Source organism: Streptomyces hilarionis (assembly GCF_024539675.1).
GTDB classification, from domain to species: Bacteria; Actinomycetota; Actinomycetes; order Streptomycetales; family Streptomycetaceae; genus Streptomyces; species Streptomyces hilarionis.
Genome location: NZ_JAHHIT010000062.1, coordinates 44,494 through 57,922 on the forward strand (window position 1 = coordinate 44,494; position 13,429 = coordinate 57,922).

Here is a 13,429-nt window from a genome sequence, read left to right on the forward strand (position 1 = left end):
ACTCCTCAGCCTGCGTCGGCGGTGTCCTCGCCGAGCGCGTCCAGTGGATCCACCCATTCGATGACGCCGACCTCGCGGCATCCACGCGATTCGATCACAAGCACCGTCGAGCCGACGGGCAGGGGTGCTTCGGACCATGCGAGGAAGGTCTCCGAGCCGCCTCTGACCCGCACCAGGACCTCGCCGGGCCCCGCGGACCCGCGCGTGGCGATGAGTAGGTCTCCCGTGCAGCCGAGCACGGCCTCGTCCTGCGGCATCACCGGCCGTCCTCCTCGTCCTGGCTCCGGTATCCGACGATAGTCCCAGTGCGGTCGCAGACCCAAAGGGTCGCAGGGCCCGGGTTCACGCCCGGGCCCGGGGGCGGGGGCCTCGGCACGTCACGCGTCGTCACACGTCCTCGCGGGCGGCCACCCGCGCCTTCCGGGGTGCGACGCGACCGGGCTCCGGCTCGGGGCCGTCGGGGTCGCCGCCGTGCGAGCGCCGCCGGGCGAGGACCGCGAGGGAGAGAGCGAGCAGCAGGACGCAGAGCCGGGCGAACCAGTCGCCGAACCGGGTGTAGACGGTGGCGCCCGCGTCGGCGGGAAGAGCGGCCGTGACCGTGGTGACGTCGTCGTGGCCCGTGACGCGCTCGGCGAGCACCCGGCCGTACGGGTCGCTGACGGTCAGCCTCCCGGCGCGGGACGCGCGCGCCACGGTCAGGCCGTTCTCCACCCCGCGGACGAGAGCCATCCGGCTGTGCAGCCGGCCGTCCTCGGTGAAGTCCCAGGCGGGCGCGAGCAGGACGGCGGCGCCGTGGCGGCGGTAGTCGCGGACCAGGGCCGGGAAGTCCAGGTCCTTGCAGACGATGAGGCCACGGCCGGGGGAGACGAACGTCAGCCCGCCGCCGGGTCGCAGGTCTCCCTCGGCCCCCGGGATGAGGTGGTGCTTGAGGTACACGACCGGCTCGCCGCCGCGCGCGCGGAACCCGAGCGCGGCGTTGTAGGACGCCCCGCCGCGGTCGAGCACCAGCCCGACGACGATGTCCTGGCGGCGCTCGACGGCCAGCCGCCGGAGCGGACCGGCCAGGAGCGGCAGGGTCCGCCCGTCGGCGGCGAAGGTCTTCTCCGGGAGGACGACCGTGCTCGTCGAGCGGGGCAGACGGCGGACGTGTGTGACGTAGCGGTCCAGGAGGCGGCGGCCCGCGGAGGTGGCCAGGGCGACGGTGTCGTCGGGGCGGTCGGTGTCCAGCAGGGCGACGCGGGCGGTGGTGACGGGATGCGGCTGCGACAGCCTCCACGTGCCGTAGCCGAGCGGCAGGGCGAGGACGACGGCGGCAGCCACCAGAACCCGGCCCCTGCGCCGGGCCCGGGGCGCGCCCGCCGCGGCCAGCGCCGCGGGGAGGCCCAGGACCACGAACGTGATGCCCCAGGGTCCGGTCAGCGAGGCCGTCTGGAGCACCGGCAGCACGTCGGTCTGGGTGTAGGCCAGGCTCAGCCAGGCCCCGTGCGGCAGGGCCAGCGACAGCGCGTACTCCAGGACGACCCAGCCCGCGGCGACCGCGGCGGCGGCGGTGAGCGGACGTCCGTTCAGCAGCAGGCGGCGGTATGCCAGGGTCAGCAGGGCGAACACCAGCGCCTGCCCGACGACGACTCCGGCGGCGGCCGGGAACGGCATCTCCAGGGCGCCGAGGAAGTAGGGCCACATCCTGCTCTGCCCGAGGAGCCAGGCGAGCCCCGCGGCGCAGCAGGCGGCGCGCGCGCCCACGCGCGGCGCGAGTCGGAGCACCGGCAGGGGCGCGAGCCAGGTGAGCCAGGGCAGCGGGTCGAGGCCCGTGCCGAACAGCAGCAGCAGGGAACTGGCGAGGGTCGAGACGATTGTGGTCATGGGGCGATCGTGTTCCGCGCGGCCGCCCCGGCGCGTCGCTCGCGCGGGCGCTTCGGGGTCTCACTCCCGCGGGTCAGGGACCGCCCGGTGCGACGAGCCCCGACTCGTAGGCGAACACCACCGCCTGCACGCGGTCGCGCAGGCCGAGTTTGGTGAGCACGTGGCTCACGTGCGTCTTGACGGTGTGTTCGGTGACGACGAGGGCGCCCGCGATCTCGGCGTTGGACAGCCCCCGGGCGACGAGCCGCAGCGTCTCGGCCTCCCTGGCGGTGAGCTGTCGCAGCCGTGCGGCGAGAGCGGGCAGGACACCGTGACCCGGTCGCCTCACCAGGTCCTCCACCAGCCGCCGGGTGACCGCGGGCGCGAGCAGCGAGTCACCCGCGGCCACCACCCTTACGGCGTCGGCGAGTTCGTCCCGTCTGATGTCCTTCAGCAGGAAGCCCCCGGCGCCCGCCCGCAGCGCGTCGTACACGTACTCGTCCAGGTCGAACATGGTGAGCACCAGGACGCGCGAAGGCAGCGCCGAGCAGATCCGGGCGGTGGCCTCGACACCGTTCATGACCGGCATCCGCACGTCCATGACCACGACGTCGGGCCGCAGTTCGTGCGCCGCCCGGACCGCGGCGGCTCCGTCGGCCGCCTCGCCGACCACCGTCATGTCGTCCTGACCGTCCAGGATCGCGGCGAACGCCGCACGGAAGAGATCCTGGTCGTCGGCGACGAGAACGCTCAGCACGCCGCGTCGCCCACGGCGTCCACGGGGAAGCGCGCGAGGACGGTGAAGCCCCGCGGGCCCGGCCCGGTGCGCAGGGTGCCGCCGCACGTCGTCGCACGCTCCCGCATCCCGACGATGCCGAGGCCCCCGGGCCGCGGCGGGCCGCCCCGGCCGTCGTCGGAGATCTCGATCTCCAGGTCGCCGCCCCAGCGCACCCGTACGGACACGGCGCTCGCGGCGGCGTGCTTGCGGACGTTCGTCAGCGCCTCCTGCACGATCCGGTAGGCGGCGACGCCGACTTCGGGCGGTATCCCGCGCGGCTCGCCCTCCACGGCCAGCCGCGCCGGAAGCCCGGAAGAGCGCACCAGGTCCGCGAGGGTGGCGAGACCGGGCTGGAGCACGTCCGCCGACGGGTCCGCCGGGACGTCCCTGAGGACGCCGAGCAGCGCGCGCAACTGGGCCAGAGCGGCCCGCCCGGTGTCGGCGATGCGGTCGAAGGCCTCCGTCCGGGCGTCGTCCCCGCGGTCCGCCGCGCCCCGCCCCGCAAAGGGACCGGCCTCCGCCTGGACGACCATCAGACCGACCGAGTGCGTGACGATGTCGTGCATGTCGCGGGCGATGCGGGCGCGTTCACGCAGCACCGCCGCGGTCCGCTCCTGTTCCAGACGCCGGGCGCGCTCGGCGTGCTCGGCGGCCTGCGAACGCCGTGCGTGTTCGGCGGCGCCCAGCGCGAACGCGGCGAGGAACGCCGTCCCCATGAGCGGATAGACGTCGGCGCTCTCGCGCGGCAGGACCAGCGAGAGGGAGACGGCGGCCACCGTGACCGGCAGCGACACCAGCCGCACCAGGGGGCGACTCAGCGCGGCCACCGTGTACACGCCCACCAGCGGCCCCCAGGGCAGCAGCAGCGGCTTGTGCCACAGCACCAGCGCGGACATCGCCGCCCCGACGACCAGGGTGACCGCCACCGGCGCCCGCCGCCGCCACACCACCGGAACCGAGGCGAGCAGCGCCAGCGGCGCCGACCACCACGGCCCGGGGGACGGCAGCACCGGGACGACCGTGGCCGCGACGACGGCCGACGCCACCAGTGCGTCGACGATCCGTGGGCTCGGCATACCGTTCAGTGTCCTGGCCGGCAGCCCCGCACGCCTCACTCGCAAGAGTGAGAGGCGCCGTCCGTCAGTACGGCAGGAGACGCCCCGACGGCGTCCTGCGGTCGATCTCGTCCCTCGACGGCGCGCTGGGCCGACGGCTCACACGGACATGAATCCTGGACTGACGATTCATGACGTCCTCCTCGTGATCGTGCGTCGGCTACCGAGTACATGCCCCGCAGTAGCCCCCTCCATCCCCCGGTCGTGCGCCGGGCGCGTCCCGGACGGCGCCCCGCCCCACCGAGGGGTCCCGCCCAACGAACCGGTAACGGCCGGCTTTTCCCGCTGCCCGAAGGTGACCGACCGGGCCCGTTCCCCCTCTTCCTCAGGAGACCGACCCATGGGGGGAACGATGAACTGGTCCAGGACCGTGGCCGTCGCGGCGGCCGGTCTCGTGCTGTGCGGGTGCGCCGGCGCGACGAGTCCGGGCGCGGCGGGCCCGAGCACGGGCGTGTCCGCGCACTCCGCGTCCGTCACCTCGGACGGCGGGGGGACGGCGAGCGGCAAGCCCTACCTCGTCCTCAACGGGCAGACGGACGCCCGCCCCGGGGAACGGGTCCACATGATGCTATACGGCGTCAGCCGGGCGCAGGGCGGCGACGCGGTGAGCGCCCGGTCGTCGGCGTTGGGCGCGCCGGTGCGGCTGCGCTGGGAGGACGACCACTACTGGGCCGTGGGCACACGCAGGATGACGGCCGAGCCCGGCTGGTATCCGCTGGACGTCGCCGTCCACGGCCGTACCGTGGCGGGCGACCGCATCCAGGTCGTCCCCGCCCGGCGGCCCTCCTTCACCCTGCCGACGGCGCGGGAGGCGACCCGCCCCGGCGAGCCGGTATGGCTGGCCTTCGACGACCTGTACCCCGGCGAGCGGGGCGCCGACTTCACCGTGCGGTCCGCGGCCCTGCCCCGGCCCGTGCGGCTCGTGCACGACGCCGACACGGACTTCTACAACCCCCGGGCCTTCTCGGCACGGCCGCGGCTCAGGTCCGTCCTCGCGGACGGCGTCTACGCCTTCGAGCTGTACGGCCCGCACGGCCGCCGCATCGCCGTGAGGCGTCTGACGGTGCGGGCGTCGCGGCCCGGCGACCGCGACTACCGGGGCAGGGCCCACGGCCCCGAGTTCTACGACCCGGGCCGGGGCTACTCGGGCGGCGCGCACACGGTCCGGGTCGGCGCGGGGCGCCGCGTCGCGGTCATGTGGCACGACGAGGACCCGGACCCGGGCGAGGAGACGAGGCTGACGGCCGCCTCACCGGCGTTCACCGGGGTCCTCCACCTCCGCCGCGACGACAGCAAGGGCGCCGACGGCGACGACCCGCGCTACTTCGGCACGGCCACGGTCCGCTCCGACGCCCGGCCCGGCCGCTATCCCGTGACGATCGTCGCCCACCACGGCCGGGTGAGGAAGACCGCGTACCTCACGGTCACGGCCCGGTAGGGCCCCGGCGCCCGGCAGGGCCGTGAGACGCCCGGAGAGGGGGCGGGAAGCGGCGTCCTGCCAGGTCCGACGGGGTGCTCGGCGGGCTGTCGCACCCCCGTGCGACACTCGCTGCCATGCTTGGTGTCATCGACCTCCCCACCTATCTCGCGGGTCTCGTCCTGATCGTCCTGCTGCCCGGGCCGAACTCGCTGTACGTGCTGTCCGTCGCCGCCCGCCGGGGCGTCCGCACCGGTTACGCGGCCGCCGCCGGCGTGTGGTGCGGGGACGCCGTGCTGATGACGCTGTCGGCCGCCGGAGTGGCCTCGCTGCTCCAGGCGAACGCCGTGCTGTTCGGGATCGTGAAGTACGCCGGCGCCGGATATCTGACCTGGCTGGCCGTCGGGATGCTGAGGGCCGCGCGGTCGATGTGGCGGGCCCGGCGCGAGCCGGCCGTGCCCGACGCGCGGACCGAGGAGCCGGCGGCCGGGGAGCGGCCGTTCCGGCGCGCACTGGCGATCAGCCTGTTCAACCCGAAGGCGATCCTGTTCTTCGTCGCGTTCTTCGTGCAGTTCGTCGATCCCGGGTACGCCTACCCGGCCGTCTCCTTCGTCGTGCTCGGCGCGTTCGCCCAGCTCGCCAGCTTCCTCTACCTGACCGCGCTGATCTTCAGCGGCACCCGGCTGGCGGAGGCCTTCCGCCGCCGCAAGCGTCTGTCCGCGGGCGCCACGACCGCCGCCGGCGCCCTCTTCCTCGGCTTCGCCGTCAAGCTCACCCTCGCGAGCGCCTGAGCCGACGGCGGCGGCATACTCGTCCGATGGCCGCCTCCCTCGATCCAGCCGCTCCGTACGCCGACATCGCGGCGGTGGGCAGCCTCGCCGCGGCCCTTCGCGCCGCGGCGGACGCGCACGGCCTCGACGTCCCGTTCGAGGCCTCCGCGTCCCAGCCGCTGCTGCACGCCTCGGTCCCGAGTCCCGCCCCGCACCGGGCGGCCCTGACCGTCCGGGCCTGGGCGGCCGAACGCCGGTGGTCGATCGGCGGGCACGAGCCGTTCCAGGACCTCGCGCTGGTCACCGGGGACACCCGGGACCTCGTCCAGGTGGCCCTGGCCGCCCAGGGCTGGCACGACGGGACGGCGTTGGACGACATCCACCGCGCCGCGCCGTTCACGCGCCTCACCGGACGCTTCGAGGTGCCCGACCGGGATCCTGCGGCGCTGGCCGAGTCCGAGTGGCGGCACCTGCGCACGGAGGCCGACGACAAGGACCGGCCTCGGTACCGGGCCCTCGTCGAGGCCGCCTACGCCGAGCCCGCGCTGCGGGCGCTCTACCCGTTCACCAGCCACGGGACGCTGCGCTTCTCCACCAGCACCCGCCCGCGTCTCACCGTCGTCCCGCTGTGCCTGAACGCCTGGGGGGAGGGGCCGTACACGCTGAGCGCCCAGTACATGGGCGAGGCCGTCGCCGAGGCGACGACGGCGGGGGAGGCCGTCGCGGCGGCCCTCGCTCAGCTGCCGCCCCGCCTCGGACCCGTCACCCTCGGAACGCCCTGAGCGATCGCCTCCGGGCGGAACGAGAGCGCCGTCGCGCCGACGGCGAGGCGTGCCCGGCGCCTGCCCGCCGGGTCGGAGCGCATCGCGGAACGTGTCGCCCGGCAGGGCGGCCGGCCCCGCCCCGCGACGCGCTCCGACCTGCCCCGCACGCTTCAGGGCATCATCTCGTACGCCCCGGAGAGGGCCTCGACGCGCTGCCAGACGCGCTCCGACCGCTCCCCGTCGACGACGGGCCGCCGCACCGCGCCGAGCGCCCACCGCTGCTGCTCGGGGGTCGCGGAGTCCTTGCCGTGCAGCTCGACGGCGTGTGCGGAGAAGTCCCGCACGAGGACGGCGAACAGCTCGTCGAGCACGTCCTCGTCGAGGCCCGCCAGGGCGGCCTGCTCCAGGACCAGCTGTCCGTGGACGACGAGCGCGAAGAGCTGCCCGACGGAGAGGAGCAGGTCGAGGTCCTGGGACTGCTCCTTGTCGGGGGCGGCCGTGAGGACGAAGTCGCACAGCGCGTCGGCCTGCTCCCGGAAGCGGGCCACGTTGGCCAGGCGCGCGTACGCGTCGAAGGCCGGCCGCCAGTCGTGGAAGCGGACCGAGCCCAGGCCGCGGGCCGGACCCTGACGGAAGAGGAAGTCGTCGTCGGCCGCGTCGAGGCGCGTCGGCACGGGCTCGTAGCCGGCCGGGTCGAGGAGGTGGTTGCGCAGGAACTTGAGGATCAGCGCCAGGTTGACGTGGACCGTGCCCTCCAGCTTGGGCAGGCCGCGGATCTCGACGGCGGCCTGGGCGAAGTAGTTGTCCTTCTCGAAGCCCTTGGCGGCGATGACGTCCCACATCAGGTCGATGACCTTCTCGCCCTCGGTGGTGACCTTCATCTTCGTCATCGGGTTGAAGAGGAGGTAACGGCGGTCGTCGGGGCCGGCGGTGCGGAAGTAGTCGACGGCGCGGTCGCTGAACAGCTTCATGCCGACGAGGCGGACGTAGGCGTCGGTCAGCTCGCGCCGCACGTGCGGGAAGGCGGTGACCGGGCGGCCGTAGAGGATGCGGTTCCGGGCGTGGGTGACGGCCTCGTACATCGCGTGCTCGCAGATGCCGATCGACGCCGTGCACAGGTTGAACTTGCCGACGTTGACCGTGTTGAGCGCGGCGTCGAACGCGGCGCGCCCGGTGTGCAGGACGTCCTCCGGCGTTACCGGGTAGTCCTCCAGACGGAACTCGCTGACGTACTTCGACGAGTCGACGACGTTCTTGACCAGGTGGTACTCGGGGCGGCGGCTGTCGGCGGCGAAGAAGACGTAACCGTCGGGGCCCTCGACGTCGGTGCGGCGGCCGAAGACGGACACGAGCCCGGCGGCGTTGCCGTTGCCGATGTAGTACTTGGAGCCGGAGGCCCGGAAGCCGCCCGCGCCGTCGGGCTCCAGCAGCATGTCGGTGGAGTAGATGTCGGCGCCGTGTGCCTTCTCGGACAGTCCGAACGCGAACACCTCGCCCTGGGCCAGAAGTTGGGACGCGCGGGCACGGGCGGCCGGGTTGTCGCTCTGCCAGACGGGGCCGAGGCCGAGGATGGTCACCTGCCAGGCGTACCAGTAGTCCAGGCCGTAGAAGCCGAGTATCTCGTTGAGGGCGGCGATGCGTGCGGTGTCCCACCGCTTGTCGCCCTCGCCCTCGCCGGCGGCGGAGGAGGGCGTGAGGAAGGTGGCGAAGAGTCCTTCCTTGGCGGCGAAGGCGAGGAAGTCGCCGAGCCAGGCGCGGGTGCGGTAGTCCTCGATCAGCCGGCGCTTGCCCCGCTCCTCGAACCAGTCGACGGTGGCGCGCAGCAGCCTGCGGGTCTCCGGGTCGAAGTGCGCGGGGTCGTACGTCCGCGGGTTGAAGAGCAGGGTGTCGGCCATGAGTGCCGCCTTTCGGCTGGGTGAGGGGTGAGGGTCGGAGAGAGGTGCCGTGTGGCTGCGGGTGCCGCGGGTGCCGCGGGTACCGGGGGGCGGAGACCGGCGAGCCGGTCAGCGGTCGACTTCGAAGCCGGAGAGCGTGGCGCGGACGTCGTCGAGCCAGGCGATCATCATCCGCTCGTACGCGATGCCGCCCCGGAGCACGACGTGCTGGAGCTCCCGTTCGGCGTCGAGCCGGTCGCCTGTCGCGGGCTCCCCGAAGTCGCGGACCTCGCCCGCGAGGTAGTGGGCCAGCCGGTCGGCGTGCGCCTGCCGGTGCCGCTCGACCTCGCCGATCAGGGCGGCCGGATCGTCGAAGGCGGCGCCGCGGACCTTCACGGCCAGGTCGTGCCGCACGCTCTCGGGCTCGGTCGCCTCCCGGAGCCAGGCGGCGAGGGCGTCCCGCCCCGGCCCGGCGACGGAGTACTCCTTCTTGTCGGGACGCCCGTACTGCGGGACGTCCCGGACGTCGATCCAGCCGTCGCTCTCCATGCGCTTGAGCACGCGGTAGATCTGCTGGTGGGTGGCGGTCCAGAAGTAGCCGATGGACCGCTCGAAGCGCCGGGCCAGCTCGTAGCCGGAGCCCGGCTTCTCCAGCAGGGAGACGAGGATCGCGTGCTCGAGCGCCATGCGCACGATCTTCCTATGCACCTCGTTGCATAGCAACGCCGTCGCCGTGAGACACGGCTCACCCGGCGCGGGTGACCCGGTCCATCGCCGGGCGGCGCATGCCCCACCCCCTCGGCGGCGGAACACGCGTCACCCCCTCACCGTCGGGGCGCGGCCGGCCGCTCACCGCCGGGGCCCGCACCTCCCTACCGCAACCGCCACTTCTGGTCGGCGGCCCCCGCGCACGATCAGATCGGCGCCGCCCGAGTGCTCGGAGCCGAGCGCGTCCAGGGCGCACGGCGCTCCGCGGAGTCGTCCGTGGCGGGGAGTCCGGCCGGCAGGACCCGGACCGTGCGGGGGGTCTCCCTCATGGGGTGTCGCCCTTCCCGAGATGTCTGACGTGACGTCTTGACGGGTGTGCGGGCCGTTAGTTAACTCACGACGTGATCTAAGTATTGAGTGAACCATGAGAGTCCAGGGAAGGTCCATGCCGAGAACCGCTCTGCTCCTCTCCACCGTCCTGCTCCTCGCCGTGGTGTCGCCGACGGCCTCCCGGGCCGCCGACGACCCCCTCCCGGTGCCCGTGGACCGCTTCGAGGGCGAGGTCCCCTTCGCCTCCCAGCCGGCCGAGGGCATCTTCGCCTGGGGCGGCGACAGCGACGATCCGCCCGCCCTCCGGCTGACCGCCCGCGCCGACGCCCCGGAGGGCGAGAAGGTGCTCACGGGCGCCTACGACATCAGCGGCTACGGAGGCTTCACCCACGACTTCGCCGCCGACCGGCCCGCCCACGACTGGTCCGCCCACCGGGGCGTCCGCTTGTGGTGGGAGGGCCGCAACACCGGCGGGAAGATCCCCTTCGAGATCAAGGACGGCGGCGCGAACGGCGAGACCTCCGAACTGTGGACCACCTCCTTCACCGACGACTTCACCGGCTGGAAGCAGGTCGAGCTCCCCTTCGCCGACTTCGTCTACCGCACGGACTACCAGCCCGTCGGAGGCATCGACCACGTCCTCGGACTCGACCGGATGTGGGGCTACGCACTCACGCTCCCCGTCGGCGTCAAGGGCGACTTCGCCATGGACGACGTCGAGCTGTACGGCCGGGCCGACCAGTCCCTGCGCGCGACCGTGACGACCGACGCCGCCGTCTACCCGGTGCGGGAGGGCGGCACGGCCACCGTCTCGGTCACCGTCGCCACCACCGCCTCCGCCCCCCTCGACGAGCCGGTGACCGTCGCCTACGCGACCGCCGACGGCACGGCCGAACCCGGCAGGGACTACACGCCGGTCAGTGGAACGCTCACCTTCCCGGCGGGCACGGCCTCGGGCGCCACACGGACCGTCACGGTCCGCACCCTCCGGGACAAGCCGGCCGAGACCGCCGAGACCGTCCCGCTCCGGCTCACGGTCACCGGCGCCAAGGCGCCCGCCGAGACACCCGAGATCGTCGTCGACGCGAACGGACTGCCGTACCTGAACGCCCGGTTGCCGGTGCGCACGCGCGTGGCCGACCTGCTCTCCCGCATGTCCCTGAAGGAGAAGGCCGGGCAGATGACCCAGGCCGAGCGCGGGGCGGTGGGGGAGGGGGCCGACGTCACCGCCTACGAACTGGGGTCCCTGCTCTCCGGCGGCGGCTCGACGCCCACCCCCAACACGCCCGAGGCATGGGCGAGGATGATCGACGGCTTCCAACTGCGCACGCAGGCCACGCGGTTGCAGATCCCGCTGGTCTACGGCGTCGACGCCGTGCACGGCCACAACAACCTGGTCGGCGCCACGATCATGCCCCACAACATCGGCATCGGAGCCGCCCGGGACCCGCAACTCGCGCAGCAGACGGGCGCGGTGACGGCCAGTGAGGTCCGGGCCACCGGCGTGCCCTGGGACTTCGCCCCCTGCCTGTGCGTCTCGCGTGACGAACGCTGGGGACGCGCCTACGAGTCCTTCGGCGAGGACCCCGCCCTCGTCCAGTCCATGGAGACCGTCGTCCAGGGCCTTCAGGGCCGCGCCGACGGACGCGACCTGAAGAACGACGACAAGGTCCTCGCCACCGCCAAGCACTTCGTCGGCGACGGCGGCACGGCGTACGGCTCCTCCACGACCGGCACGTACACCGTCGACCAGGGCGTCACCAAGGTCACCCGACAGCAGTTGGAGGCCGTCCACCTCGCGCCGTTCCGGACCGCCGTGGACCGCGGCGTCGGCACCGTCATGCCGTCGTACTCCTCGCTCGACGTCCTCGGCGACGGCCGGGGCCCGGTGAGGATGCACGCCCGCGCCGACATGATCAACGGTGTGCTCAAGGGGCGCATGGGCTTCGACGGGTTCGTCGTCAGCGACTGGAACGCCATCGACCAGCTCCCCGGCGACTACCCCGCCCGCGTCCGCACGGCGGTCGACGCGGGCGTCGACATGATGATGGTGCCGTACGGCTACAAGGACTTCACCTCCGCCCTGATCGGCGAGGCGGACGCCGGGCGGGTGAGCCGGCAGCGGATCGACGACGCCGTCGCGCGGATCCTCACGCAGAAGTTCCGGCTCGGCCTCTTCGAGCACCCGTACGCGCAGACGCGCCACGCCTCGGAGATCGGCGGAGCCGCCCACCGGGCCGTCGCCCGCCGTGCGGCCGCCGCGTCGCAGGTGCTGCTGAAGAACAGCGGCGGAGTCCTCCCGCTGAGGGCGTCGCAGAAGGTCTACGTCGCGGGATCCAATGCCGACGACCTCGGCAACCAGACCGGCGGCTGGACGGTGACCTGGCAGGGCGCGTCCGGCGCCCACACCCGGGGCACCACCATCCTCGACGCGATGCGCAAGGACGGGAACGTCACCTACTCCAAGGACGCCTCGGCGCCCACGTCCGGCTACGACGTCGGCGTGGTCGTCGTCGGCGAGACCCCGTACGCGGAAGGCGTCGGGGACGTCGGCAACGGGCACTCCCTCCAGCTGTCGGCCGCCGACCGGAACGCCGTCGACACGGTGTGCGCGGCCATGAGGTGCGCCGTGCTGATCGTCTCCGGACGCCCGCAGCTGATCGGGGACCGGCTCGGCGCGATCGACGCCCTGGTGGCGTCCTGGCTGCCGGGCACCGAGGGCGACGGCGTGGCCGACGTGCTCTACGGCAAACGGCCCTTCACCGGCCGGCTTCCGGTCACCTGGCCCAGGTCCGAGGCCCAGCTGCCGATCAACGTCGGGGACACCGCGTACGACCCGCAGTTCCCCTACGGCTGGGGTCTGACGACCCTGACCAGGGCGCCGGCCGGCGGCGCGGCCACACTGCGCGCGCTCGGCGTCGCGGCCGCGGCGGCCGAACGGGCCGGGGCCGACGGGGCGGGCCGCGCGCTCGTCGCCAAGGCGCGGCTGATCGTCCAGCAGAAGGCGGGCGCCGACCTCACGGCGGCGTTCGCCCGGCCGTTCGCCGACGCCGACCACCTCGCGCTCACCGGTCGGTACGGGGCGGCGCTGCGGAAACTCGGCGAGGCGTACAGGGCGGCCTGAGGGGTGCGGGGGCCGGGCGGGCGGAACGGACAGTGGCGCCCTCCCGGCCCCTCCGTCGCCGACGAGCACCGCGACAAGCGCTGTTCGCCGGCGCGGAACGGGCCGGGACTCAGCAGTCGGGGTTGCTGGAGATGCGGACGCCGTCCGCGACGCGCTGCGGCTCGTCGTTGATGAAGGACTTGTGGCTGCCGTTCTCGACGCAGTACACCCTGCCGTCGCTCATGTGCACGTAGACCACGTCGTCGTGTCGCGTGTTGCGCACGAAGTCGCTCCCCCTCGACCCGGTCAGCCACTGCCAGCCGCTCGTGACCTCCCGGAACCTGCCGCTGATGGTGGCGCCGGGATAGTCGGCGGGATCCCGCTGGTAGAAGCAGACGTACGGGTAGGGGCACGTCTCCTCCGCGGACGCCGGCGGCGCCAGCACGACGGTGCCCGCCGCCATCAGAAACGCTCCACCCAGCGCCGCGGTGACCTTGCTCCGAAGACCCATCGCCCACTCCTTCGTTGTGCGTGCGGGTACGGCACGGCGACGATGACACCACATGATCGCGTCTTGAACAACCGACCGGATCAATCAACTAGCCCATGTTCGTCGCTAGTTGACGATGCGTCACTTGCATGGGGTGAAGGGCCGGACTGCGCCGAGTGACGGGTCCAGGCCGTCAGTCCCCCGTTGCGGTGGCCGAGGCGGAGGGGGTGGGGGACGG

Annotated in this window: 11 protein-coding genes; 4 read left to right on the plus strand and 7 right to left on the minus strand. The window is 73.5% G+C overall.

Annotation, left to right across the window (positions count from 1 at the left end):
• Positions 1-5 precede the first annotated feature (5 nt).
• From KMS84_RS16440 to KMS84_RS16455, 4 genes are all read right to left on the minus strand, one after another.
• On the minus strand, positions 6-257 hold the full coding sequence (locus tag KMS84_RS16440) for an NfeD C-terminal domain-containing protein (protein ID WP_256916961.1): 252 nt from the start codon (positions 255-257) through the stop codon (positions 6-8).
• 130 nt (positions 258-387) lie between these two features.
• Positions 388-1,863 carry a nitrilase-related carbon-nitrogen hydrolase gene (locus KMS84_RS16445; RefSeq protein ID WP_256916962.1) on the minus strand — a complete coding sequence of 492 codons (1,476 nt, stop codon included), beginning with the start codon at positions 1,861-1,863 and terminating at the stop codon, positions 388-390.
• Between the two features lie 73 nt (positions 1,864-1,936).
• The gene (locus KMS84_RS16450) at positions 1,937-2,599 is read right to left on the minus strand and encodes a response regulator (RefSeq protein WP_256916963.1); all 663 of its coding nucleotides are present in this window, start codon (positions 2,597-2,599) and stop codon (positions 1,937-1,939) included.
• Positions 2,593-3,696, minus strand: coding sequence for a sensor histidine kinase (locus KMS84_RS16455; RefSeq protein ID WP_256916964.1), 1,104 nt, complete (start codon positions 3,694-3,696; stop codon positions 2,593-2,595). Before KMS84_RS16455 ends, KMS84_RS16450 begins: the two co-directional genes overlap by 7 nt.
• 379 nt (positions 3,697-4,075) lie before the next feature.
• Between KMS84_RS16455 and KMS84_RS16460 the strand changes: the two genes are divergently transcribed.
• The 3 genes from KMS84_RS16460 (at position 4,076) to KMS84_RS16470 (ending at position 6,704) form a co-directional block, all read left to right on the plus strand.
• A complete protein-coding gene (locus tag KMS84_RS16460; protein WP_256916965.1) occupies positions 4,076-5,173 on the plus strand; it encodes a hypothetical protein in 1,098 nt (365 codons plus the stop codon).
• A 116-nt stretch (positions 5,174-5,289) separates the two neighbouring features.
• Positions 5,290-5,943, plus strand: coding sequence for a leucine efflux protein LeuE (gene leuE, locus KMS84_RS16465; RefSeq protein WP_256916966.1), 654 nt, complete (start codon positions 5,290-5,292; stop codon positions 5,941-5,943).
• Positions 5,944-5,969: 26 nt separating this feature from the next.
• On the plus strand, positions 5,970-6,704 hold the full coding sequence (locus tag KMS84_RS16470) for a DUF6193 family natural product biosynthesis protein (RefSeq protein WP_256916967.1): 735 nt from the start codon (positions 5,970-5,972) through the stop codon (positions 6,702-6,704).
• A gap of 152 nt (positions 6,705-6,856) precedes the next feature.
• Here the strand turns inward: KMS84_RS16470 and KMS84_RS16475 are convergent, their stop codons facing one another.
• Both KMS84_RS16475 and KMS84_RS16480 read right to left on the minus strand, forming a co-directional pair.
• Positions 6,857-8,581 carry an acyl-CoA dehydrogenase family protein gene (locus tag KMS84_RS16475; protein WP_256916968.1) on the minus strand — a complete coding sequence of 575 codons (1,725 nt, stop codon included), beginning with the start codon at positions 8,579-8,581 and terminating at the stop codon, positions 6,857-6,859.
• Between the two features lie 108 nt (positions 8,582-8,689).
• Positions 8,690-9,247: a PadR family transcriptional regulator gene (locus tag KMS84_RS16480; RefSeq protein WP_256916969.1), complete on the minus strand. Its 558-nt coding sequence runs from the start codon at positions 9,245-9,247 to the stop codon at positions 8,690-8,692.
• 466 nt (positions 9,248-9,713) lie between these two features.
• Between KMS84_RS16480 and KMS84_RS16485 the strand changes: the two genes are divergently transcribed.
• Positions 9,714-12,722, plus strand: a complete 3,009-nt coding sequence (locus KMS84_RS16485) for a glycoside hydrolase family 3 protein (protein ID WP_256916970.1) — start codon at positions 9,714-9,716, stop codon at positions 12,720-12,722.
• Between the two features lie 109 nt (positions 12,723-12,831).
• Here KMS84_RS16485 and KMS84_RS16490 read toward each other — a convergent pair whose 3' ends face one another.
• A complete protein-coding gene (locus tag KMS84_RS16490) occupies positions 12,832-13,212 on the minus strand; it encodes a hypothetical protein (RefSeq protein WP_256916971.1) in 381 nt (126 codons plus the stop codon).
• Between the last annotated feature and the right edge of the window lie 217 nt (positions 13,213-13,429).

Bases quoted from the DNA above. Each gene is read 5' to 3' on its own strand.
- KMS84_RS16440 (WP_256916961.1), bottom strand. From the start codon at position 257: ATGCCGCAGGACGAGGCCGTGCTCGGCTGCACGGGAGACCTACTCATC.
- KMS84_RS16445 (WP_256916962.1), bottom strand. From the start codon at position 1,863: ATGACCACAATCGTCTCGACCCTCGCCAGTTCCCTGCTGCTGCTGTTC.
- KMS84_RS16455 (WP_256916964.1), bottom strand. From the start codon at position 3,696: ATGCCGAGCCCACGGATCGTCGACGCACTGGTGGCGTCGGCCGTCGTC.
- KMS84_RS16460 (WP_256916965.1), top strand. From the start codon at position 4,076: ATGGGGGGAACGATGAACTGGTCCAGGACCGTGGCCGTCGCGGCGGCC.
- leuE (WP_256916966.1), top strand. From the start codon at position 5,290: ATGCTTGGTGTCATCGACCTCCCCACCTATCTCGCGGGTCTCGTCCTG.
- KMS84_RS16470 (WP_256916967.1), top strand. From the start codon at position 5,970: ATGGCCGCCTCCCTCGATCCAGCCGCTCCGTACGCCGACATCGCGGCG.
- KMS84_RS16475 (WP_256916968.1), bottom strand. From the start codon at position 8,581: ATGGCCGACACCCTGCTCTTCAACCCGCGGACGTACGACCCCGCGCAC.
- KMS84_RS16480 (WP_256916969.1), bottom strand. From the start codon at position 9,247: ATGGCGCTCGAGCACGCGATCCTCGTCTCCCTGCTGGAGAAGCCGGGC.
- KMS84_RS16485 (WP_256916970.1), top strand. From the start codon at position 9,714: ATGCCGAGAACCGCTCTGCTCCTCTCCACCGTCCTGCTCCTCGCCGTG.
- KMS84_RS16490 (WP_256916971.1), bottom strand. From the start codon at position 13,212: ATGGGTCTTCGGAGCAAGGTCACCGCGGCGCTGGGTGGAGCGTTTCTG.